16 protein-coding genes are annotated in these 23,941 nt (G+C 43.5%); 7 read left to right on the top strand and 9 right to left on the bottom strand.

Features of this window, described 5'->3' with window-relative positions; all coding sequences use genetic code 11:
• On the top strand, positions 1–3,119 hold a 3,119-nt coding region (locus QVA83_RS01495; RefSeq protein WP_287498049.1), incomplete at its 5' end, for a hybrid sensor histidine kinase/response regulator.
• A 98-nt stretch (positions 3,120–3,217) separates the two neighbouring features.
• Here QVA83_RS01495 and QVA83_RS01490 read toward each other — a convergent pair.
• The 3 genes from QVA83_RS01490 to QVA83_RS01480 form a co-directional block, all read right to left on the bottom strand.
• Entirely contained in the window at positions 3,218–3,667 is a 450-nt protein-coding gene (locus QVA83_RS01490) for a DUF3010 family protein (RefSeq protein ID WP_156078712.1), read from the bottom strand.
• A gap of 92 nt (positions 3,668–3,759) precedes the next feature.
• Positions 3,760–6,414: an ATP-binding protein gene (locus QVA83_RS01485; RefSeq protein ID WP_061486357.1), complete on the bottom strand. Its 2,655-nt coding sequence runs from the start codon at positions 6,412–6,414 to the stop codon at positions 3,760–3,762.
• 188 nt (positions 6,415–6,602) lie between these two features.
• Complete coding sequence (locus QVA83_RS01480; RefSeq protein ID WP_061486358.1) at positions 6,603–7,799, bottom strand: PQQ-dependent sugar dehydrogenase; 1,197 nt, start codon at positions 7,797–7,799, stop codon at positions 6,603–6,605.
• A gap of 655 nt (positions 7,800–8,454) precedes the next feature.
• Here QVA83_RS01480 and QVA83_RS01475 point away from each other — a divergent pair.
• The 3 genes from QVA83_RS01475 to QVA83_RS01465 all read left to right on the top strand — a co-directional run bounded on the left by QVA83_RS01475 (position 8,455) and on the right by QVA83_RS01465 (position 12,223).
• A complete protein-coding gene (locus QVA83_RS01475; RefSeq protein WP_061486359.1) occupies positions 8,455–9,339 on the top strand; it encodes a hypothetical protein in 885 nt (294 codons plus the stop codon).
• Positions 9,340–9,440: 101 nt separating this feature from the next.
• Complete coding sequence (locus QVA83_RS01470) at positions 9,441–10,619, top strand: alpha/beta hydrolase-fold protein (protein ID WP_287498048.1); 1,179 nt, start codon at positions 9,441–9,443, stop codon at positions 10,617–10,619.
• 92 nt (positions 10,620–10,711) lie between these two features.
• Positions 10,712–12,223, top strand: a complete 1,512-nt coding sequence (locus QVA83_RS01465) for a serine hydrolase domain-containing protein (protein ID WP_287498047.1) — start codon at positions 10,712–10,714, stop codon at positions 12,221–12,223.
• 440 nt (positions 12,224–12,663) lie between these two features.
• On the opposite strand, the gene QVA83_RS01460 is transcribed toward QVA83_RS01465, so the two are convergent.
• Positions 12,664–13,449 carry a BRO family protein gene (locus QVA83_RS01460; RefSeq protein ID WP_061486362.1) on the bottom strand — a complete coding sequence of 262 codons (786 nt, stop codon included), beginning with the start codon at positions 13,447–13,449 and terminating at the stop codon, positions 12,664–12,666.
• 630 nt (positions 13,450–14,079) lie between these two features.
• Here QVA83_RS01460 and QVA83_RS01455 point away from each other — a divergent pair.
• Genes QVA83_RS01455 through darG form a run of 3 tightly spaced genes read left to right on the top strand, consistent with a single transcriptional unit; the run spans position 14,080 to position 16,368 of the window.
• On the top strand, positions 14,080–14,655 hold the full coding sequence (locus QVA83_RS01455) for a DarT ssDNA thymidine ADP-ribosyltransferase family protein (RefSeq protein WP_061486363.1): 576 nt from the start codon (positions 14,080–14,082) through the stop codon (positions 14,653–14,655).
• Positions 14,656–14,710: 55 nt separating this feature from the next.
• Entirely contained in the window at positions 14,711–15,304 is a 594-nt protein-coding gene (gene darT / locus QVA83_RS01450) for a type II toxin-antitoxin system toxin DNA ADP-ribosyl transferase DarT (RefSeq protein WP_231513104.1), read from the top strand.
• Positions 15,304–16,368 carry a type II toxin-antitoxin system antitoxin DNA ADP-ribosyl glycohydrolase DarG gene (gene darG, locus QVA83_RS01445; protein WP_061486365.1) on the top strand — a complete coding sequence of 355 codons (1,065 nt, stop codon included), beginning with the start codon at positions 15,304–15,306 and terminating at the stop codon, positions 16,366–16,368. The genes darT and darG overlap by 1 nt, the downstream gene beginning before the upstream one ends.
• Before the next feature lie 361 nt (positions 16,369–16,729).
• On the opposite strand, the gene gcvP is transcribed toward darG, so the two are convergent.
• The 5 genes from gcvP to nagA form a co-directional block, all read right to left on the bottom strand.
• Positions 16,730–19,627: an aminomethyl-transferring glycine dehydrogenase gene (gcvP, locus tag QVA83_RS01440; RefSeq protein ID WP_156079132.1), complete on the bottom strand. Its 2,898-nt coding sequence runs from the start codon at positions 19,625–19,627 to the stop codon at positions 16,730–16,732.
• 121 nt (positions 19,628–19,748) lie between these two features.
• A complete protein-coding gene (gene gcvH / locus QVA83_RS01435; protein WP_014950360.1) occupies positions 19,749–20,138 on the bottom strand; it encodes a glycine cleavage system protein GcvH in 390 nt (129 codons plus the stop codon).
• Between the two features lie 51 nt (positions 20,139–20,189).
• Positions 20,190–21,269, bottom strand: a complete 1,080-nt coding sequence (gcvT, locus tag QVA83_RS01430) for a glycine cleavage system aminomethyltransferase GcvT (protein WP_156078713.1) — start codon at positions 21,267–21,269, stop codon at positions 20,190–20,192.
• A gap of 332 nt (positions 21,270–21,601) precedes the next feature.
• Positions 21,602–22,954, bottom strand: a complete 1,353-nt coding sequence (locus tag QVA83_RS01425; RefSeq protein WP_156078714.1) for a sugar MFS transporter — start codon at positions 22,952–22,954, stop codon at positions 21,602–21,604.
• A gap of 30 nt (positions 22,955–22,984) precedes the next feature.
• The coding region (gene nagA / locus QVA83_RS01420) for an N-acetylglucosamine-6-phosphate deacetylase (protein WP_287498046.1) at positions 22,985–23,941 on the bottom strand (957 nt) is incomplete at its 5' end.

Below are 23,941 nucleotides of genomic sequence, written 5' to 3'. Positions count from 1 at the left end.
CATCAGTCACTACGCTAGACGAACTGAAACAGCGAATTCAAAACAACGATGAGTCTGTAGAAACCACATTCACGGAGCTAGGCTACTTCTTCGACGCCCACCCGAACGCTTTTCAGCAAGCCCGTTTATTCAATCTAAGAGCTTATAAGCACATACTTGAGCAAGACCTTGTTGCGGGGTACGAAACTCTGTTGGAAGCCCGCAAGCTTGCGAAAAAAGGCGGCAACACCATGGCGCTGGCAGAGTCTTTTCGCTTAGAAGGGCTAATTTTGGACTTGTCAGGTGAGCATGCTCGTGCACTCGAAGCCCTTAATAAATCCCTTGCTGCTTTTATTGAAGTAAATAGCGATAACGCCTTGCTTGTATATAGCGCTATGGGCAATGTATACATGTCGCTGCAAAACTACGAAATGATGTTGCAGCTAGGTCAAAACTTCCTCGCCGCAGCCCAGCGTTTAAATGATAAAGAAAACAAAGCCATTGCTTACTTTTTCCAAGGTTACGCGCAAACGGAACTGGGGGACTATCAAGACGCTAAAATAAGCCTTCTGCTGGCAGAAGAATTGTTCAAAGAGGTGCACTATCCCTTTATTGGCATTGTTCATACCAAAATGGCTGAGCTACATATCGCCCAAGGCAATTTAACTGAAGCGCTGACCATGTTGAACCGCGCTGCGGAATCAGATCGCAAAGTTGGTTTTAAATACAACGAAGGGTCTAGACTACTGCGCTTGGTCGACATCTACATTAAACGCAATCAAATAGACTTGGCTATTAGCGAACTTGAAGGTGGACTAAAAAAAGACGCCATAAAGAACGACAAGTCAGTGGTTCTAAGCATGTTGGAAAAGCTCATTTCACTCCTTGAATCAACCAACAATTTTGAAGCCGCGTTAGAATATTCAAAGCTATACACGAAAACTTATGAAGAGAGTTTTAATGAACAGCAGTCAAGATTGTTAGCCCTTAACCGCGTGCGGCTTTCTATTTCCGAAAAAGAAGAAACCATCAAGCTTCTAGAGAAAGACAACCAGTTAAAAGAGCAGCGTAACCTTATACAGAAAAAGCAAAACACGTTTCAGCTGTATTTCATCGGTTTCGTGATCCTTTCATTGGGCTTAGTCGTTGGCCTATGGCTTAGAACTCGCCAACAACGTAAGGCGCTCGATGCACTTACTCAAGACCTTCAGAAAGCAACAAAAGCAAAATCTGACTTTCTTGCACGCATGAGTCACGAAATTCGCACGCCGCTTAACGCCATTATCGGCCTGACCAAGCTTTCACAGCGGGCTGCAGAAGATAAAGATCAACAAACGAACCTTATTCAGATAGAAGGCGCGTCGCAAACCCTACTAAGTATAATTAACGACATACTCGACTTCTCGAAAATAGAAGCGGGTAAGCTTGATATTGAATCGACGCAATTCAATTTAGACGCGCTAGTAAACCAAACCATTAGACTGCATTTAGGGCGCGCTGAGGAAAAGCACATAGAGCTTATTCAGCATATATCACGTGACGTACCGTTAAACCTCATCGGCGACCCGTTACGCATACAGCAAATTCTAAGCAATTTAGTTAGCAACGCTCTTAAGTTTACCGAGGATGGACTGATTTCGGTAAGCGTTAGATGCACGCATAATGTAGAAGACATTCAGCTTGAATTTGAAGTTAAAGACACAGGGATTGGGCTAAACAGCACGCAAAAGGCATTGCTATTTCAACCATTTAACCAAGGTGATGAGTCTATATCTCGCCGATACGGCGGCACCGGCCTAGGCTTAGCAATATGTAAGCAGTTAGTCACATTAATGGGCGGAGAGATCTGGGTTGAGAGCCAACTTGGAAAAGGCGCAAGTTTTCATTTTACCGTAACCGTTAAACAGGATGCTTCCCAACAAATTGTATCGCCGTCTAAGCAACTTTCGTTACTTAAGGTGCTTATTGCTGATGACATTGGCGTGTCGCGCGACGCTATTATCGAGTCGCTATCGGTAGCTAACATTAAAGCAGATGTTGCGACCGGCGGTAAAGAAGCCGTAGCCAAAATGCGTGCTGCTGTGGGAAACAGTGCGCCTTACGACGTACTTATTTTAGATTGGAATATGCCTGACATTGATGGATTGGAGGTTGCAGCCATCATGAAGCAGGAGTTTTCAATTAAGCCACCGAAGGTGATAATGCTGTATGCATTCGAGTCGCCTCATATGCGAGAGCAGGCTAACCAACTAGGTATTCGAACCTTCATTAAAAAGCCTTTTAGCACCAGTGAGCTTGTAGATAAGCTACAAGAGCTTTGCTTAAACGTGAACACAAGAACCCTACCAGCAGATGCTGCGCCTGTGCCTAATCTCCGAGGAACGAAGATCCTTTTCGCAGAAGACAATACGCTGAATCAAAAAGTAACCCTTGGCCTGTTAAACGACACCCACGCTACTATTGAAATGGTTAGCAACGGCTTTGAAGCCATAAAAGCCTTACGTGAAGATAACAGCTATGACGTGGTGTTGATGGATATCCAAATGCCCGTTATGGACGGGTTAACAGCAGCTAGAAAAATCAGAGATGAGCTGAAATTAACTTTGCCGATTATTGCCATGACGGCTCACGCCATGCAGCAAGACATTGACAAGAGCCTGGCAGCGGGCATGGACGGCCACATCAACAAACCGGTTGACCCAAATCGCTTCTTTGACGTGCTTGTTGAAGTGCTAAATAAAGGAAAGTCGACGGCGACCACTGAAGTAACCGGCGGGCCATCGGCAAACACAATACCGCTGAGCTTTATAGATAAATCTCAAGCCATGCAAGCAATGTTAAATGACGAGACTTTGTATAAAGAGTTACTTAATGACTTTGCAGCACTTAACAAAGAGCTAGATAACCTTCGAAAAGCCATTGATGAAAAAGACTATGCTTCTATTGTTCGTATAGCGCATATCTACATAACTGCCCTTCGGTACATTGGCGCTTACGCCTTAGCTGAGCTAGCTGCAACGATTGAGCTAACGATAAAACGTAATGAGCATGGAAGCGTAGCTGGTTTTAGCGATCAGTTAGAAGCACTTTACACAGCATTGGTAGAGATGAGTGCGAAAGTTAAGGGCATGGTGAAGTAAAGCCTTTCAGGCTGGGAGAAGAGAAATTAAGAAAAACAATGCCCGCACAATAAATGCAGGCACAGTAGTATACACGTTGAGCCAACCGCTCCCGATTATTACTCGTCTGACTCTTGCGACGCATACTCATTTTTCATAAGCCACGCGTACGCCGTTGTAAAAGCGGCTTCTTGAAACTGTTTTAAACCCGTGTCAGAAAATGGCACTGAAAGCGGATTTCTGCGAAGCGACTCTTTAATATCCGTAGGGCTAAATACTACAACTTGAAGCTCTTCAATCAATTCAATGGCAGCCTCTAGCTTGAAGCCAATTGCACTACCTGCAAATTTACCTTTGCTTTGACGCTGACGAATTATCACTGCATCAATTTTGTAGTCTTCTACAAGTTTAGCGAAGGTACTTTGGAAGCTCTTTAGCCCCTTCGCACTGGTATCGGCAAGCGTTAAACGGCGCGTACGGCAATCTGGCAAATGAAACAAGCCGTCTGCTAGCGACACCAAACTAACAATTGCTTCATTACCTTTTAAATCTACACCACAGACTTTCATATTTATTCCTAATTACGTTTGTCCGGCATTATAACGCGTTTCACATCATTTGAGTCATTCAGTAGGTAAGCTTCAACCTCTTAAAAGAGGTTTTAACTTAGTACCGACTGAATTGTGTCTTTTGACAGGGGCTTTACGAAATGCTGATCGAAGCCTGCCGCTTGGGAGTCCTCTACATATTTCTCTGAGCCCCACCCGCTTTGAGAATAAAACTTAACATTTTCTGATTCCGGCAAGGCTTTCAGCATTTTAACCAGCTCATAACCGTCAATATCTGGCATGCCGATATCAAGAAATACAGAGTGAGGTTTAAAGGTTTTAAATGCATCAACAGCTTCTTTCGGAGAAGTAATGCCTAAGGCAGTCACACCCATAGACTCTGCCAGCAGACAATAAGCGTCAATGAGATCAGCATTGTCGTCAACGAACATGACTTTACTTCTGCTTTGTATAACAGGGTCCAGTTTTTGATTTTCAGATTGCTCGTAGGCTGTTTTAGAAATAGGCAACCTGACTTCAAAGGTACTTCCTCGATCAACACCTTCGCTCATCACAGACACTTCACCATGATGTAACGCAACAAGCTTACTCACCAAAGTTAACCCTATACCAAGACCGCCTTTAGTGTGAGTAGAGTGCGCTTCGATTTGGGTAAACATATTGAAAACATCTTTTAGCCTATCCTCGGGTATTCCCATGCCATTATCTTTAACAGCAACAACAATCATGACCCCGTCTTTTCTGATCTCTACGACTATCTTTCCGGATTCCTTCGTATACTTAGTTGCATTGTGAATAATATTAGAAAAGATTTGGCTTAAACGTGCTTTATCTCCGTAAACTGTCACATCTTCTTCAAGACAGTTTACCGTTATATCATGCTTCTTCGCTTTTACTTGTTGCTCAACAATTTCAAGAGAGTCTGAAAGCACGTCTTGAATTTTCAACCTTTCAAATTCAAGCTTAACTTTCCCTCGCGTGATGCGAGACACGTCCATCAAATCATTGATAAGTTTAGACATATATTCAGCTTGACGATTAATGATAGCTGTCACTCTTTTTCGCGTTTTTTCATCATCAACCGTTTCTAGAATACTTGCCCCAGACATAATAGGCCCTAACGGATTTCGAAGTTCATGGGCCAATGTAGCGAGAAATTCATTTCTGTAATTATCTTGTTTTTCAAGCTCTTGAATACTGATATGCATGCGCTCTTGCACATCAAGCGCGTAAACAAGAAACATTCTATTTAACCGGTTTGCGGTGTCGACGTCCGTCTTATCAAACGCTGTTGAGCGCCCTTTAATTGTACGGGTATGAATAGTGAATGATGAACGGGGCTTAAGACGCTCTGCTTTTGGTGCATCTTCCGATTTCTCATCTTTAGCGCCTATCCACTTTTGATTTCGATGGGTTTCCTTCCTGAACCAAGCGGTAAAATACTGCTTTTTTTCAAACAGTGGGATGATCATAATACCCGCAATACCATGTTCTCTGGCTTCAGGGTAATCGTGATAAAGGGAATCGTTAGTGTAAGGAAAGCCGCCTTCACTACTTGCTTTAGAAAAAATGTCTTTGATGACTTCTACCGGTAAAGTAGAACCGAGGGTAATAGTCTCGTACTGTGAATAATAAACAAACCCTGAGCTATTAAGCGCGTCTAAAAAAGCGCGTTCACCGCTCTTGACTACACGGCTAATAGGATTTGCTGGACCGATTCTATCCAACATCGCATCAACCGCTTTATCAGTAACATGCTTTTTGCGTTTCGCAATTTCTTCTTCTTTCGCTAACAAATGCCAGCTGAACAGTTGACTTAAATTCTCACATTGCAGTCGTACATTTTGTGGGATATAACAAGCCTCGCGATGGTGGCAGGAAATAAGCCCATACAACTCTCCATCCGTTACTAACGAAATGGAAAATGAAGCACGTAAACCTTGATTTCTGATGTATTGAAGGTGAATAGGTGAAAATGTGCGCAACAACGAACGAGTGAGGTCTAGTCGTTCCCTTCCCGATTCTTCGACAGACGGAATCAACCGAGATGCAGGTAACTCTGTGTCGGGAGTAAGCCTCACCCAATTCGTCTTGTACAGCTCTCTGGCTTGCTTTGGTATATCCGACGCGGGAAAGTACAAGTCTTGATAAGATTCCATGTCTTCAGACTTGGATTCCGCTATTACCTTCCCTGAGTAGTCCTTATTAAATTTATAAAGCACTACCCTGTCCATGTTAGTCAGATATCTGATGGTTGATACCATCTCTTGAGCCATCTCTTTCAACGATGTCATCTCTTTGAAGCGTGGGGCGATAGACATTGAATAGAGCTTAACAAATTGCTCTGCACTGTAGGTGTCTCTAAATTCAGTTGCGGGCTCAAGCTCAACCACATAGTGACAACCTGAATCATAGACTACGGCTAAATAATCTATTGCCGCACCTTCCTTTAAAAGCGAGGCTTTAAGATGCAGTTTAATAGGCAGTCTTATCTTACTCTTAGAAACTCTATCAAACGTTTCTTCTAGGAAGGCGCGCTCGTCTGTATCAGAAGAGAGTATATCTAAAAAACCTTTACCTATGATCTCGTCGGCAAATATCGTGTTGCAGTTCTCACTAACAATCGAAACCTCTAAATCTTCGTAGTTGAACGCGATGAGAAAACCATAACTTTGGACACTTTCGGGAATATGTATAGGTTCATCTTCACAACGTTCAAAGTTAAAGTTCTGAGTCGATTGAGTCATAGAGTTCCTAAGGTTTATATCAGTTAAGCCGCGCTTGCTATAGTTCGCAACGTATCATATCGGCATATAGATTTGTAATGTCGCTATGCGATTTGGGTTAATTTAATGTTCGCTTACCGGCAATTTTAGAACACAAAAAAACACCGTGTTCAAGCAACCACTGTTCCTCTTTACGCGGCTTTAAAACTCTACTCAACATTCAACGAATCGAGCTTTATCAGCCTTCCGCCTTCTTTATCTTCAAGCACATAGATATTGCCCTTATTGTCTTGCTCAACCTCGCGTACTCGCTTACCCCATTCGTAGCGCTCTGCTTCTTCCACCTTCCAGTTGCCTTCATCGTCTTTATTAAATGCAACTCGAACCAGCGCTTTTGAAGACAAACCGCCTATAAAACCATTTCCCTTCCAGTCACTAAACTTATCGCCTTTGTAAATGATAAAACCGGCAGGACTAATGGCAGGCACCCACGCCAATTCAGGCGACTTAAAGATGGGGTAGTCTTCGTGGTTAGAAATTTTCACGCCTGAGTAATGGTCGCCCTGCGACACTGCTGGGTAACCATAGTTGCGACCTCGTTCAATAATATTAAGTTCGTCGCCATGGCGCGGCCCCATTTCATGAGCCCATAAATTACCTTTCTCATCAAAATCGATGCCTAGCGGATTGCGGTGACCTAATGTCCAGATTTGTTCTGTTACGTTGCCTTGACCATAAAACGGATTATCTTCAGGCACGCTACCGTCGTCGTTTAAGCGCAGCACCTTACCTAAGTTCATCGCCATGTTTTGTGCTGGCGTGAATTTCTGACGCTCGCCCGAGGTGATAAATAAATGGCCATCAGGTGAAAACGCCATGCGGTGAGAGTAATGCCCATTCCCCGTCACCTTCGGCGACTGACGCCAAATTAGCTCTCTATCAGTCAACTTCGCGCCACTATCAGATAAGGTAAGCGTGGCTCGCTCTATCACCGCACCGCTGAACGCATCGTCTTTTTCATCTCGTTCAATGTACGAAATATAAATAGTGTTATTCGACGCAAAGTCAGGGTGAATAATGACATCACCTAAACCGCCTTGCCCGCGCGCAGTAACACTTGGCAAATTACTAACAGCAAAACGCTTCTGCTGGTTTTCATCAAGCAGCCATAGAGTGCCAGCTTTTTCCGTTACCAAGCTGTGCCCGTCTGGCAAAAATGTCATAGCCCAGGGGTTATCGAAGGACGCCTGAACATTACCCGTTACAGTAGTGCCCTTACTGCCCTTCATTTCAATTTGTTCAGATGTGTTCGACTGAGCAAAGGTAAAAAAAGAGGTGGTAAAAAGCGTAACCAATAGTGCGGCTTTCCGACTCTTGCTGGTTTTGTGCGTGCTTGTTGTTTGCATTAAGTTCTAGCCTTTTTGAGGGTTTGCGTACTGCTGGTTGCACGTTAAAACGTTAATTGCACGTAAACGGGCGGCGCAAAGGGTTTCAGTTAGCATTGATTACGTAGATTTAATTAAACAGGTTTATATTATCGACTTGGTTTCGCTATTCGTGTTTTTGAGTTGTGCTCGCTTTTCCTAAACTTTCTTTAATGCAGCGACACTTTACTAAAATACCGCCTATGTTATTTTCCAAGAAGTTTTAGCAACGAAGATAAGGAGGTGATCATATGTCTAGAGTTAAGGTATTTGAACAGGCAGCTATGAGTGAGGATCGTTCTAGCTAACCCCTATTACGCAATTGCTCTATAAGGCTGCCTAATCAGCCCAGCTCGGAAAGCCGCATCACGTTGCTGATTGCGGCTTTTTTACTTCCTTTACAGAATTTAATTACACAAGGCTAAATTTCTCGTTAGTCGCGTGTCAACACGTGAAAACCTTTCTAATATTCATAAAAGCACATCAAAAAGATGGTAAATTGGTTAAATCGTAGAAGCCGCGCTTAAAAACTACGTAAATCAAACGCTGTTACCTTTTCTAATAGAGTCACAAAATAAAGGTACGTTTAACGCGAGACAAGGTGACGAGCGTTGAGGTTTTACCAAGGAGTAAAAAGTTGTTCAGGGTTGGACTATTCATTTTAATAACATTAGTGAAATTTGCTCATGCAAATTCGAGTGACAGCATTGAGCAGAATAATGTTCTGGCGTTTCACGCTGACAATGCATTTCTTACTGAAAGGGTAAATCTGCAAGGCAATCCCTATTCTACTTCTGTCGATACGGTACAAATGCTAGTTAATGAAATAGGGTATACAGATCCCGTGCTTCATGTTCCACTTGTGCGTTCTTTTGCGTATATGCAGCATGGCGAAAACATTTGCGTACTTAATAAAATAAAAGCACCTGAACGCGAAAAAAATCACCTTTACTCACTACCGCTTAGCTTTTTCCAGACACAGCGTTTTTACCAACTGGCTTCACTTCCACCAATAGAAAAAGAATTTTTGGATGAAAAAGGCCGAATACTGAGCATATCTCGCGTATTAGAAGCCTTTCCAGACTCTTTTGTTGTGTTACCAGAAGAATACTCATTCGGTGAAAGGATAGACGACGATCTAAAGCAAGTTAATCGAGAGCAAATCCTTCGTATAGCAAATAATATTTATTACTCTCGCTTTATGGAAATGTTTTCAAAAGGAAAGTCTGATTTTGCACTCATTTTTCCAGCAACTTTATACAGAAGTTTTGGAGAGAACATGCCTATTAAAGTACGCAGTTACTCTATTGCAGATAACCCTGACTATGTATCAGGCCACGTTATCTGCCCCAATACTCCTCAGGGTGCAGAGCACATAAAGCGTATAAATGCTGCAATAAAACGCATCTATTTAACACCTGAGTTTATTAATGCTCATACGCGCTATTTGCCCGCTCAGGACAAACAAAACTTGCGAACTATCATCGAGCAATCAATTGAAAAGTTAATGCTTGCCAATTAATGACTTGGTTATTTTTTGACAAGTTTGAGTGACTATGACAGCTTAGGCAAATTCAATTATAAAAAGAAACTCGCGCCTGATAGCGGGAAAGGGAATTTCAAATGTATCAAAAGCTTGCCTGTGTTTTTATCTGCGCCTTACTTGCTATTAGTCTTAGCTTTCATGTAAACGCCAAAGTACGTGGCGAGGCCGTAGTTACAATAATAAAGTCAGAAGTTTTGAATGAGTCGCGAGAACTGCTTATTCACTTACCTAATAACTATTCCCGCTACAAAGACACCACCTACCCAGTTTTATATTTGCTAGATGGACAGCGTAATTTTGCCCATACCGTAGGCACGCTTGATCTGCTAAATCAGTCTGGAATGGCGCAGGAAATGATTGTTATCGGTATTACCAACACCGAGCGCACGCGAGACTTCACACCTACCTATGATGAAAGCTACAACCAGTGGGGAATATCTGGTGGTGCCGACAACTTTTTAGACTTTCTAGAAAAAGAACTAAAGCCTTACGTAGAGACAAACTATCGCACTAATAACTACGCGATTGTTTCTGGGCATTCATTAAGCGCCCTTTTTACCCTATACGCACTGCAAGAGCGGCCTGAACTTTTTCAAGCTTACTTCGCATTCAGCCCAAGTTTGTGGTGGCACAACGAAGTGATATTTCCAGAGGCAAAAGCGTTCTTTGCATCAAATAGCGACCTCAACAAATACCTATACATAAATATGGGTAACGAAGGTGGAAACATGCTAAGCGCATACGAACGTTACGCTGAACTGCTAAATAGCAGCGAACGAAAAGGGCTTACCTTTGATACCGAACTAGATACATCTGAAAGCCACAATACGACTGCTCTTGCAGGTATGAGCTTGGCGCTTCAAAAGCAGCTTAATTCGTTACGTCCAACAGGTGCAATAATACAAGAAGGTATTCCTGCGGTAGAGCGATACTATAAAGACCTTTCTGCAAAATACGCTTTTAAAGCAAAGCCAGAATATAAAGCAGTAAACCACGCGGGTTATGCGGCGTTGAACAAACAAGACTTTGACTCTGCCATTGCAATTTTTAAGAAAAATATAGCTCGCTTCCCTAACAAGTCTGATGCTTACGACAGTCTGGCAGACGGTTATGAAGCTAACGGTGATTTAGCCATGGCGCTTGAAATGAGAGAGAAAGCACTAGCAATGAGCTATGAAGAAAATGTTGAAAATGGTGCTTTTAAAACGCGGTTGGCAAACTTGCGAAAGAAGATTGCAGAAGGTACAGGCGGCTAGCTATCAAGTGCCTGAACTAGAAAATCGTCGGCATTGACCGAATAATAGTAGGAACGTACTCTGGTACGTTCACTCGTAACGGAATACACATAATGACATCAATCAAGCTCTTTTCCTCTTTAACACTTTCGCTTTGTTTAGCGTCGTTATTGGGCTGTACAGAGCCTGAAACCCTGTCAGCCTCTCCCTCAGCTGCCGCAGAGTCAAAAGAAGCCAACCTTTTAAAAACAGGGCTTACTGAACGCATTCGAATTGAAGGGCAAGAGGTTGATTACCAATCTTTAGAACAAAGACAAGCGCATTATGATGTACCTGGTATGTCTGTCGCGTTTATGAGAAATGGGCAAATAGCTTGGACCATGCAAAGCGGCGTTAAAGATTTAGCCACTGAATTGGCTATTGATGAAAACACGGTGTTCCAAGCTGGAAGTATTTCTAAACCCGCATTTGCGGCAGTATTGATGAAGTACCGCGAAGATAACCCACTAGATTTAGATGCAGATGTTAATACCTTACTCACCAGCTGGCAGTTGCCTGAACATGAATGGACTGGGCAAGACGTTGTTTCATTGCGCAGATTATTGAGTCACACGGCAGGTACCACAGTACATGGCTTTCCTGGTTACGCGGCGGGCGAACCGGTGCCTACTTTGCAGCAGGTGCTAGAAGGTGCATTTCCCGCCAATACCGATACCGTTGTTGTTGATATTCAACCGGGTACACAAATGCGTTATTCCGGTGGCGGCACTACGCTTGCTCAGCTCACCTTGCAGGACGTAGCTAATGAGCCCTTGCCAACTATGTCACAACGGCTTTTGTTTAAACCTTTAGGCATGACACGTTCTGGCTTCGACCAGCCCATATCGAAAAAACTATCGAACAATATGGCTACGCCTTATGACGACGACGGCGCGCCAATTAAAGGTGGCGCGCATACCTACGCCACATTAGCAGCAGCTGGCATGTGGAGCACGCCATCAGACATGTTGAAAATTGCAAGCGGCGTACGCAGTGCGTATTTAGGGCAGAAAACCAACTGGATATCGCAAGCCACCGCGCAGGAAATGTTAACCAACAATACGCCAAGTATTCAGCCGCCCAATGTAGGAATAGGCTTTTTTATCAATATGGATGATAACGGTGAAAGTTTAGGCTTTGGTCACGGTGGCGCAGATGCTGGGTTTATGTCGCAGCTATACCTTGAACTAGATACAGGAAACGGCTACGCCATTATGACGAACGGCAACAACGGTAGGCAGTTAATAACTGAACTAGAAATACGGCTAAAAGAAACGTTAAACGTAGGTTACTCGGAAGCTGAGATTAGGAAGTTAGTACCCATAAGCCAAAAGGAATTAAGTAAATATATTGGAACCTATGTAGTGACCAACCCTGTGAATGTTGATGTGGTGTTAGAAAAAACAGCCAATGGCTTTGTGCTTAACGCGTTACCTTATATTGAGAATGAAGAATATTTTCATGAGGGTGGCGGACGATTTTTTGCTAAGAACGGGAGTAGTGTTCGTTTTGAAATGGATGATGAAAGTGGGCTGGTTAAGACGCTTGTGATGGATGGGAATGTTCGGGGTGCTAGAAAAAAGTAAACGGTAAAGATAAGCACTTGGGAAGTGAGATGCCCTTTTACAGCATCGATATAAGCAAGATAATTCAATTACGCCAGATTGCGGCGAACTGTCCCGCCCAGTTTTAGGAATTATTTTTTTAGTCCACGACCCCCTTTCAATGAGGTAAAACTTAAACTTTACCGTAAGTATAAAACTATTTAAACCGGCTCCTTATCTAACATCATCGAATTAGATGACATCAAAACAAGAGCTAAAGCCTTAAAACAAGAAATCATTAAAACCTATAACTAAGGGGTGAAGCTGGGCAATATCACAGCGCTTGGTATCTCGCCTTCTTTTCCCCTTAGTACACATAGCTATAAAGCAAATAGTGTCTAAAGAAGTATGGTCGATTCATAGTTTGGTAACCCCTCAAAGTCGGAGAACTTTGAGGAAATAAGGAGCACTCAGCTATTTATTCATTTTTGACTTCTATGTGCGGCTAGTTCGTAGACATTTGAAATAGCTTTATCAATGACACTGACCGCGAACTTCGCCTTAAACCTATCATTCGATGGACACTTTATTCGCTTGTAATCCGAGTTTATGGTTATATTTTCGCACCAGGCGACTACTTCTTCACATGACTTTTTATCAAACTTGATATCCAATTCTTCCAAGCGCTCTGTCACAGAGAAATATGATGAAGTGTCTTCAGCATAACTTTCAATTTTTTTAACACGGTCGTCGAGTACACCAAACTTCGTATTAACCTCATCCTCAAGTTTATCTTGTCTTGTAATGGTATCGGCTAACAATCTAGAATTTTGTGCTAAAAGCTCAGCCATTTGAGAAAGTGATGACCCTTTATTTTCTGGAGCAGGATAAGTACCGAATTTTACTATTGAGGGTACAACTTCATGAAAAAGCCACTTCTGGAACTTTCTAGAGGCTTTGCTTTTATCAACTGAAATGATTCTGTACAAGCCGGGGTGTGTAACGAACAGCTCAGTCTCGTTAGCATATCTTGGTTTTTCACATGGGCGCTCGATATATTCGTCTTTGTCGAGAGTAGATGAAACCGTCCTAATTATTGAAGGGATTGCGGCTTGCCGATTTTGCTCGCCTAGTTCTTCATTTTCCTTTGACAATGTTTTAACAACATCAGTAAGGGAAACGTGTACTATCTCACCGACTTGAACTGTCCTAATCTTGGATTCACCACTCTCTCCTTTATAGCTTATGTTTATCAAATCGTTACCCATAGTTAACCCTCATTTTTGACTTTCTTTTTTGAGTGATGCCAGTGTTGGTCTTTTGGCTCTAATTCCAATAAATGCTTAGTATAGCATTGAGATCTTTAGTAATTAAGCAAGTGATAAAACAGATATAATGGAACTCTTAGTAGTCGGTCTAAAGCCACACGGTGACTTGCTTTTCTCATTCGACCCACCGCAATAGAGTTGGGCTAAATATAAAGATTTAAAAATCTTGGCAGCCTAGTCAAGCTTTTTTAAGTGTTTTGCTCGTGTTAAAGTACTATCTTGGTCACAAACTTAGCCTGTCGTAGGCGGCTATCATAAAACGGTTAGACATAATAGATAATCTGCAAAGAACACTTATCGATCTTAATATTTCCAGAATTTACTGATCGATAAAATACCAAAATGTTTACCTCGATTAAATCAAAACCCATGGTAGTAGTTGAGTCAACGTTGCCCTGTATAGTTATATACAAAAAAAGGTAGTGTATTATCGAGAGAAAATGTGCTCTTGTGACCAGTTACCTATGCCCCTCCCTTGAAAAACTCTTAGCGAAAATCAAGCAAGACATAAGGCAACAACTACACATAGACCACACAAAAGATTGCTGTTTAAAGTAAAAGGAATTATTAATGATAAAAAATGGAAGATTACTATACCACTTAACCGCCTTAGAGAACTTGGCTTCAATTCTTCAGCATGGTTTGAAACCTAGATGTGATCTAAACAACGACGAGTTTAATGATGTGGCTGACGGTGAAATTTTAGATTCACGGGCGAATCATAGTTTAGATAATTTTGTTCCTTTCCACTTTTTTGCTAAAAACCCATTTGATTATAGTGTTCAACGTACTTATTCAGAGAAAGATTTTGTTTTAATTTCTGTTCAGAGGACTGTTGCCAGAGCAAATGGTTGGAAAATTGTTCCTACTCATCCCTTAGCTAAAGCGGGTTATCAAATTTTAGATTATGACGCTGGCTTTATAGAGATTGATTGGGAGTTGATGGAAGAACGGAACTATGATGATAAGGCATGCAAAGTTGTCTGTATGGCGGAGTGTTTGTCCCCTACTACTGTAAGTTCTGATTTGATTTTCTGTATTTATATTAAAGATACACGAGTTAAAGCAGTTGTAGATAAGCTGGTGAATTTACATAATGTTTGTTGTCATGTAGATATAAACCCTGCAATGTTTGTTGGTGAATAATTTGTATAACTATTGTCAAACCCTCAATCCACAAAAAGCTCTGATTTGGCGTATCGTGCATCGCAATAATATCCCGTGGATATTAGATAATGGTCTTTATTGTGGTAATAGCCATGTCCAGTCACCTAATTGGGAGGCCATAGGTAATTCGGAACTCATACAGAAACGCGCCACTCACCCAGTCCCCATATCACCATTTGGCTCTTTAAATGACTATGTGCCTTTCTATTTTACCCCGTTTTCCCCCATGTTGCTCAATATCAAGTCTGGACGGGGGGTTAAGCAGAGGGCTAACGAAGATATCGTTATATTGGTATCATCATTACACAAAGTTGAACAACTAAACTTAGATTTTGTCTATACGGACATGCATGCATATTATCAGTGGGCGAGTTTTTACTCGGATTTGAATCACTTGGGTGAAGTAGATTGGCCTATATTACAAACGCGGAATTTTGCCAGAGATCTCAACGACCCAGCCAAGTTTGAACGATATCAAGCAGAAGCATTGGTAAAGCAGCATTGTCCAATAAATGCTTTAGTAGGTATAGCTTGTTACAATACTCGAGTTGAACAAGAGTTAAAACATCATATTCAACAGCGCAATATGAATTTAGACGTAATTGTACGTCCAGGATGGTACTTCTAATGATCACTTATACGCAAGGTAATTTACTCGAAGCACAAGTAGAGGCACTCGTTAACACTGTAAATACAGTTGGAGTTATGGGGAAAGGTATTGCACTAATGTTCAAAGAGCGCTTTCCCAAAAACATGGCTGAATATGCTAGTGCTTGCAAAGCTAAGCAGGTAAATACAGGTAAAATGTTTGTTACTGAAACTAGTGAGTTGATGGGTCCTAAGTGGATTGTTAATTTTCCTACTAAGCAGCATTGGCGTGCAAAATCTAAAATGGAGTGGATCCAAGAGGGCTTAATCGATCTTCGATATTTCTTAGAAAACAACAATGTCCGATCAATAGCTATTCCGCCACTTGGTGCGGGACAGGGTGGACTAGCCTGGCCAGATGTAAAAATGGAGATCGAAAAGGCTTTATCAGACATTAAAACCACAAATATTATTGTGTTTGAGCCTACCAGTAAATATCAAAACGTGGCCAAGGCATCAGGTGTTAAGAAACTTACTCCAGCGCGAGCATTAGTTGCAGAATTAGTGAGGCGCTATTGGATTTTGGGTATGGAATGTAGTTTGTTGGAGATTCAAAAACTCGCTTGGTTTTTACAAAGAACAATCGAAAAAAGAGGGTTAAAAAACGAATTAAAACTGAAATTTGAAGCAAATTATTATGGACCATATGCCAATAATCTAGACCATTTACTAAATGCTCTAGATGGTAGTTATTTGAAATCTGATAAACGAATTCCTGATTGCGACCCGTTGGATGTGATTTGGTTTAATGAATCAGAAAAGCAAAAAATTTCAACGTACTTGAATACAGAAGCCAAAGAATATTTACCCGCACTCGAGGGCGCAACTCAAGTAATCAGCGGTTTCGAATCCCCTTTTGGTTTAGAGCTTCTATCTACAGTAGATTGGTTAGTTACTAACCAAGGCTGTGAAAGGACTGTTGAATCTATTAAAGAAGGTATAGCTAATTGGCCTGCTGGAGCTAAATGGGCGCAAAGAAAATTTAACTTATTTAGCAATAAAGATATTGAATTTGCTTTAACTAATTTGGAAATTCTAGCCTAAAAGATGTTTCAAGAGAATTAATATAAAGTTAGTTTATGAGCGATGACGGTCTAACAAAAATACAATACACAAATCTGAGCCGTTTAGCTTTCTAAGAGATAACTAAACTATAGTAATTTATAGCATTTTTCATACTGTAGTGGCCACATTCTTACGCTGTTTGACGTTTTTAATTATTTCCGCTTTAACGTATCTTTACTTTGACAGCTCAACTGCTTCCAACCTCTTGGAGGTTTAATCTTTGTCATGATGTCATTTTAAGGGAAGGTCACTACTAACCAAATGAAAAGTCTCTTTTTATCTTGTGAAAAGGGACTCTCGCCCCTTTTCACAGACTTAATTTTAAACGTGAAAAACCAACCTACTCCTCAACATAGCTCTCAATGCTAGGGCAAGAACAGATCAAATTACGATCGCCATAAACGTCATCAATACGGTTAACTGTTGGCCAGAACTTGTTTCTGTGTACTTCTGGCGCTGGGTACGCCGCTAGCATGCGGTCGTAGCTGCGGTTCCAGTCGCTGTCACAGATGTCAGCTAGTGTGTGCGGTGCATTGTGTAGCGGGTTGTCAGTGGCATCCCACTCGCCGCTTTCTACTTTCGCAATTTCTTGGCGAATGCTAACCATTGCATTAATGAAACGGTCTAGTTCGTACTTCGCTTCCGACTCGGTGGGCTCAATCATAAGCGTACCTGCTACTGGGAAGCTCATGGTCGGCGCATGGAAACCGTAGTCGTTTAGGCGCTTAGCAATGTCTAACTCGGTAACACCACTTGCTTCTTTAAGCGGGCGAAGGTCAATAATACACTCGTGCGCTACGCGGCCATTGTTGCCTTTGTAAAGCACTGGGAAGTGCCCTTCTAGCTTCTTAGCCACATAGTTAGCGTTAAGAATAGCGACTTCGGTTGCACGGCGAAGGCCAGCGCTACCCATCATTTTGATGTACATGTAGCTAATAGGCAGAATTGATGCACTGCCCCATGGCGCGGCCGATACTGCACCACAGTCTTTGCCTGCTGTTTCTACGTTAACAACCGTGTGGTTTGGGAGGAAAGGCGCAAGGTGCGACTTAACACCAATTGGTCCCATACCTGGGCCACCGCCACCGTGTGGAATACAGAAGGTTTTGTGTAGGTTAAGGTGCGACACATCTGAACCAATGAAGCCAGGCGACGTAATGCCCACCTGCGCGTTCATGTTCGCGCCGTCCATATAAACCTGACCGCCGTATTGGTGAACAATGTCACAAATCTCGCGCACGGTTTCTTCATATACACCGTGGGTAGACGGATACGTGATCATGGCGCACGATAGGTTATCGCCCACTTCTTCCGCTTTCTTGCGAAGGTCGTTAAGGTCTACGTTACCTTTGCTATCACACGCAACTACTACCACTTTAAGGCTAACCATTTGTGCAGACGCTGGGTTAGTACCGTGGGCAGAGCTTGGAATTAAGCACACGTTTCTGTGACCTTCGCCACGGCTTTCATGGTAACGCTGAATAGCCAATAGGCCTGCGTATTCACCTTGCGCACCTGAGTTAGGCTGCATTGAAAGCGCGTCGTAACCTGTTACGTTAATTAACCACTCGCTTAGCTCGGCAATCATTTCTTGATAGCCCGCAGCTTGGTCTAGTGGTGCAAACGGGTGAAGCTGACCGAATTCAGCCCATGTTACAGGGATCATTTCAGCCGTTGCGTTTAGCTTCATGGTACACGAGCCCAATGAAATCATTGAGTGGTTAAGCGCCAAGTCTTTGTTTTCAAGGCTCTTGATGTAACGAAGCATCTCTGTTTCAGAGTGATACTTGTTGAACACTTCGTGGGTTAGGAAGTCGCTAGTACGTACTAAACCTTCTGGAATAGATTTCACGTCTTGCGTGGTTACTTCTGCATCCAGACCTTCAACAGTAAGGCCGTGGTCTTCACCAAGCAGTACGTCGAATAACGCAACAATGTCTTCACGTGTGGTGGTTTCGTCTAGCGACACACCTACCGCACCTTCAAGGTCTGCGCGCAGGTTCATGCCTTTTGCATAGGCTTTTGCTAGTACGTCTTCTTTGTTGCTTACCATTACGGTTAGCGTGTCGAAGTACGTGCTGTGCTTAAGGGCTACACCTTTCTGGTTTAAACCAGTAGCAAGAATGTCGGCGAAGCGGTGAATGCGTTCAGCAATGGTTTTAAGGCCTTGTGGGCCGTGGTATACCGCGTAGAAGCTTGCCATGTTGGCTAGCAGCACCTGCGCTGTACAAATGTTCGAGTTCGCTTTTTCGCGGCGAATGTGTTGTTCACGAGTTTGTAGCGCCATACGAAGTGCTGGGCGACCACGAGTGTCTTTACTTACACCAATAATACGGCCAGGTAGTGAACGCTTGTAGCTGTCGCGTGTAGCAAAGAATGCCGCGTGTGGGCCACCATAACCCATAGGTACACCAAAGCGCTGTGCACTACCAAGTGCCACGTCTGCACCTAGCTCGCCAGGCGACTTAAGCATTACTAAGCTCATAAGGTCAGCGGCTACTGCCACAATCCCTTTTTTCGCTTGTACCGCAGCAATGATGTCGCTGATGTCTTTTACTTCGCCTGTAGAAGTTGGATATTGAAGTAGCGCACCGAATACGTCGTGTTCTGCAGCTTCTTCTGCCGCACCTTTGATGATTTCAAAGCCAAACATTTCAGCGCGAGTTTCAACCACGTCAACCGTTTGCGGGTGAACGTCGTTAGCAATAAAGAACGCATTCGCTTTTTTGTTCTTAGACACACGCTTAGCAAGGCCCATGGCTTCTGCTGCCGCTGTACCTTCATCAAGTAATGACGCCGATGCTAGCTCTAGGCCAGTTAGGTCAATGGTCACTTGTTGGAAGTTAAGAATGGCTTCCAAACGACCTTGGGCAATTTCTGGCTGGTAAGGCGTGTACGCTGTGTACCAACCTGGATTTTCTAGCACGTTGCGAAGAATAACGTTTGGTACGTGGGTATCGTAGTAACCCATACCAATGAAAGAACGGTTAATTTTGTTCTTTTGCGCAACGGCTTTAAGTTCACTTAATGCTTCAACTTCTGTCGCCCCTTCACCACATTTTAGTGGCTCTGGTAGCGCAATACCTGCCGGTACAGTTTGCTCAATTAAATCGTCTAGTGAGCTTGCACCAATAGCAGACAGCATTTCTTCAATTTCGCCTTTACCCGGGCCAATGTGACGGCGGATAAATGTATCTTTTTGCTCTAGTTGAGCCAATGTAGGGGAAGTATTCGACATAACGTTGTTAAGCACTCGTAATGGTTGCCGCAAGGGCGCGTTAAATCTTTAAGTTAAAAAGGGGCTGAATTATCTTCATGCCCCTTTTCAAATTATGGTTCTTTTAAAACTGCGTAACGAATTACTCTTCGTCGATGCTGTTTTCGTAGCCTTCAGCGTCTAGTAGACCTTCTACTTCTGCCGCATCGTCAGCTTTAATTTTGAATAGCCAACCGTCGCCGTATGGGTCAGAGTTAACTAGTTCTGGTGAATCTTCTAGGTCTTCGTTAATCGCTACAATTTCACCTGAAATTGGCGCGTAAACGTCAGACGCTGCTTTTACCGATTCAGCAACACATACGTCGTCGCCAGTGCTTACTGCGTCGCCAACATCTGGCAAATCAACGAAAACCATGTCGCCAAGTAAGCCTTGTGCGTGCTCAGAAATACCTACAGTGAAAACACCGTCACCTTCAGGGCGAACCCATTCGTGCGTAGCGGCATAGCGTAAATCAGTTGGGATGTTGCTCATAATCGTTCCTGTTATTCTCTGTTAACTTTCGGGGCCTAGAAGCTTTTGGCCTTACAAAACACTTTTTCCATTGCGAACAAAGGAGGGCTTAACCACTTTTACTGTAACCCACTTTTTGCGCATTTCCACTTCTACTGTTTCACCAACATCACTTGGTACTCGTGCCATCGCAATTGAGTGACCTAAAGTTGGAGAGAACGTACCTGAAGTGATAACGCCTTCGCCGCTTTCTGTTTTCACTTTAAGACCGTGACGCAGCACGCCTTTTTCAGTCATCACCAAGCCTACTAGCTTGTCGGTACCCGCTTCGCGCTGCGCTTCTAGTGCTTTACGCCCTACGAAGTCACGATCAGCCGGTTCCCATGTAATTGTCCAGCCCATGTTAGCCGCTAGTGGCGATACGGTTTCATCCATATCTTGGCCGTACAGGTTCATGCCTGCTTCTAGGCGAAGGGTGTCGCGAGCACCCAGGCCGCATGGCTTAACACCCGCGTCTAGTAGTGCTTGCCAGAAGCTTTCCGCTTGCTCCGCTGGCACCATAATTTCATAGCCTGCTTCACCGGTGTAACCTGTGGTAGCAATAAATAAGTCTTCTGCTTGTACACCAAAGAATGGCTTCATGCCCGCTACTGCTTCTTTTTGCGCTGCGCTGAACAGGTTAGCGGCTTTTTCTTTTGCGTTAGGGCCTTGTACGGCAATCATGGCAAATTCAGGGCGCTCGGTGATGGTTACGTCAAAGCCTTCCGCTTTGCTCATTAACCAGTTCATGTCTTTTTCGCGCGTTGCTGAGTTAACTACTAGGCGATAGTTAGTTTCGTCGAAGTGATAAACGATAAGGTCGTCTACAACACCGCCTTCTTCGTTAAGCATGCCGCTGTATAGCGCTTTGCCTTTGTCTTTTAATTTTGCCACGTCGTTGGCTAAAAGGTACTGAAGATACGCTTTGGCTTGCGCGCCTTTTACGTCAACAATGGTCATGTGAGACACATCAAACATACCGGCGTCTTGACGCACAGCGTGATGCTCTTCAATTTGTGAACCATAGTTAATTGGCATATCCCAGCCGAAGAAATCGACCATTTTCGCACCGGCTTCTAGGTGCTTTGCGTGTAGGGCGGTGGTACTAGACATTCCACTTACTCTTTTTAATTTGAAAGGTAGAAAACGAAATTGAGTATAGTGAGCTAACGTTTATGCAACAAATTGGAAATTTTTATCAATACATTTAAAAAGCAAATGTATTAAACACTGAACATCAGAAATACAAATATTCAGTATAAGTTAAGAGTTGGTGAAGACTCGTCAAACTACGCAACTACTTGCCCTTTCTAATGTGGCAGCACCGACTTTAATGCGACAGCACCAGTTTTAATGCAGCAGCGCAGACCAACAACAAGAAATGCGCTTAAAAGCGCATTTCTTTAAACAGTTGAACCGTGAGCCACACGGTAAAACACTGGCATTTACCAGCGTTGTTTTTTACAGCCCAATACGGCGTAGTAAGCAATAAAGCAGTAGCAAGGTAGCATGATCGCGTAGGCACTTTGACCACCAACTAGCTCACTAGCTGCGCCGTAAACCATGGGTAAAATAGCACCACCTGCAATACCCATGATAAGTAGTGCCGAACCTTGTGCAGTGTATTTACCTAAATTATTTAGCGCCAGCGGCCAAATTGCAGGCCACACCATGGCATTTGCCAAGCCAAGAAGCGCAATACACGTCACGCTGTTAGGTAAAAAAGGAAGCGATTGCACGCCCGTCCATCCCCACAGCACTTCAGAGATCCCAGTATCAGTGTTTGAGCTCATTAGAATGCATGTGGTGAAAACTACGCCAAACACCGCAGAGCTTAGTAGCGCCGTTTGCTGAGAAATAAATCGAGGAATACAAATAAGGCCTACTGCGTACCCGATAACCATAGCAATCATGGTAAATGACGTAAGCGTGGTCGCGTTTTCTACGCCAATTGAAGAGCCATACAACCCAATGGTGTCGCCAGCAATAACTTCTACCCCAACGTAGAAAAACAGGCTTATTGCGCCCAATACTAAGTGTGGGAAATGCAGGATCTTTTTATCTTTATTTGAGGAAAGCGATGCTTCCACAGTTTCACCTTCAGCTTGCTCATCATTAATGGTCGGCAATGCAAGGCGCATAAATACCAGAGCCAGTACGCCCAATGCGATTGCCATTGCAACGTAAGGCTGAATAAGTGAGACAGACATATCATTAATTAGCGTGGCTTTTACGTCTTGTGGCATGGCGTTTAACGACTCTTGGTTTACGTCAGGCAAACCACTTAACACTAGACTAGTAAAAACAATAGGAGCCAGCACGCCAGCCGCTTTGTTAAGAAGGCCCATAAAGGCAATGCGAGCGGCAGCGCTTTCTTCGTTACCTAGGCGAACAATGAACGGGTTTGATGCTGTTTGAAGTATGGTCAAACCGCTACCTACCACAAATTGTGCCAGCAAAAACACGGGGAACATGGCGCTAAGTGCGGCAGGTACAAACAACAAACATCCCACGGCGATAATGCTAAGCCCTAGGCTCATGCCCTTCTGGTAGCCTGTTTTTTCGAGGATCTTTGCCATAGGTAGCGCCATGACGACATAAGCGATGTAAAAACAAAAGGCGATAAGCAACGCTTGCATTTCTGTTAGCTCGCACACCATTTGCAAAAACGGAATTAATGCCCCGTTTAACCATGTAATGAAGCCGAAAATGAAAAACAGTAAACCGATACTTAGAATAGGTACAAAGCGCCCCATTCCTGTTGCGTTGGGTACTTGCGACTGAGCTTGTGTTGTCATAGCAAAGATCTCTTATTTATTATTATGTTGTTAGTTAGCGCAAAGGCGTTTACTTCCGTTCTGCCACACTTCTAACAGAGTATTGTCGTTGTTTATCACTAAAAAGTTAGCGCGCTTTCCTACCTCTATTTCACCTACCCTATCATGTATTTTGGTGAAGCGTGCTGGCGTTGCGCTTGCCATGGTACTGGCATGTTCTAATGCGATATTGATGTCGTTAATGCTATTCGTTACTGCGCCGTGCATATCTAAACAGCTACCGGCTAACGTGCCATCGGGCGTGGTTAATTTGTTACCTTGGCGCGTGATATAAGTATCGAAGAACGCGATGGTATCGTCGCTTGCGCCCACGTGGGCCATGGCGTCAGTCACTAGCATTAGCTGATGCGGCCCTTTCACCTTATAAGCCAGCTCTACGGCTTTGGGGTGAATGTGATGATGGTCCACAATTATTCCGCACACGCTGTTGTTAAGTAGCGCCGCCCCCACCATTCCAGGCTCTCTAGAAGTCAGTGGCGACATGGCGTTATAAAGGTGGGTAAAGCCTGATGCCCCAGCGTCTAATGCATTCTGCACGGTTTCAAACGGTGCGTTTGAGTGCCCTAATGCAACAATAACTCCTTGCCCCACCAAATCGCGGATGATATCGCAAGGCACGTTTTCAGGCGCAACGGTGATAAGAACTTGCCCAATATCTCTTCGGGTATAGGTTGCCAGTTCACGGTCTGAAAGTGCGCGAATATAGCATGGCAAGTGCACACCTTTTTTCTCAACAGAAAGGTGCGGCCCTTCAAAATGAACCCCCTCAACGCTGGGATGCGCCTGTGATATGGCCTCGCTTACCGCGTCAACCGCTTGCTCAATGGTGTCTATATCATCGGTAATGAGCGTTGGGAACAATGTGGTGGTGCCGTATTTCAGATGTGCCTCGGCCATCACGTTTATGCTTTCAAGCGTGGGAGCATGATTAAACATCGCGCCCCCACC

This window comes from Alteromonas sp. AO-Serp, from assembly GCF_017849675.1.
In the GTDB taxonomy this organism is placed as follows: Bacteria; Pseudomonadota; Gammaproteobacteria; order Enterobacterales; family Alteromonadaceae; genus Alteromonas; species Alteromonas macleodii.
This window is presented reverse-complemented; position numbering and strand designations above follow the sequence as displayed.

Excerpts from the sequence above, each read along its gene's own strand:
- QVA83_RS01465 (WP_287498047.1), top strand. The coding sequence starts at position 10,712 with ATGACATCAATCAAGCTCTTTTCCTCTTTAACACTTTCGCTTTGTTTA.
- QVA83_RS01470 (WP_287498048.1), top strand. The coding sequence starts at position 9,441 with ATGTATCAAAAGCTTGCCTGTGTTTTTATCTGCGCCTTACTTGCTATT.
- QVA83_RS01480 (WP_061486358.1), bottom strand. The coding sequence starts at position 7,799 with ATGCAAACAACAAGCACGCACAAAACCAGCAAGAGTCGGAAAGCCGCA.
- QVA83_RS01490 (WP_156078712.1), bottom strand. The coding sequence starts at position 3,667 with ATGAAAGTCTGTGGTGTAGATTTAAAAGGTAATGAAGCAATTGTTAGT.
- gcvP (WP_156079132.1), bottom strand. The coding sequence starts at position 19,627 with ATGTCGAATACTTCCCCTACATTGGCTCAACTAGAGCAAAAAGATACA.
- darG (WP_061486365.1), top strand. The coding sequence starts at position 15,304 with ATGATCACTTATACGCAAGGTAATTTACTCGAAGCACAAGTAGAGGCA.
- QVA83_RS01455 (WP_061486363.1), top strand. The coding sequence starts at position 14,080 with ATGATAAAAAATGGAAGATTACTATACCACTTAACCGCCTTAGAGAAC.
- QVA83_RS01425 (WP_156078714.1), bottom strand. The coding sequence starts at position 22,954 with ATGACAACACAAGCTCAGTCGCAAGTACCCAACGCAACAGGAATGGGG.
- gcvH (WP_014950360.1), bottom strand. The coding sequence starts at position 20,138 with ATGAGCAACATCCCAACTGATTTACGCTATGCCGCTACGCACGAATGG.
- gcvT (WP_156078713.1), bottom strand. The coding sequence starts at position 21,269 with ATGTCTAGTACCACCGCCCTACACGCAAAGCACCTAGAAGCCGGTGCG.
- QVA83_RS01460 (WP_061486362.1), bottom strand. The coding sequence starts at position 13,449 with ATGGGTAACGATTTGATAAACATAAGCTATAAAGGAGAGAGTGGTGAA.
- QVA83_RS01485 (WP_061486357.1), bottom strand. The coding sequence starts at position 6,414 with ATGACTCAATCGACTCAGAACTTTAACTTTGAACGTTGTGAAGATGAA.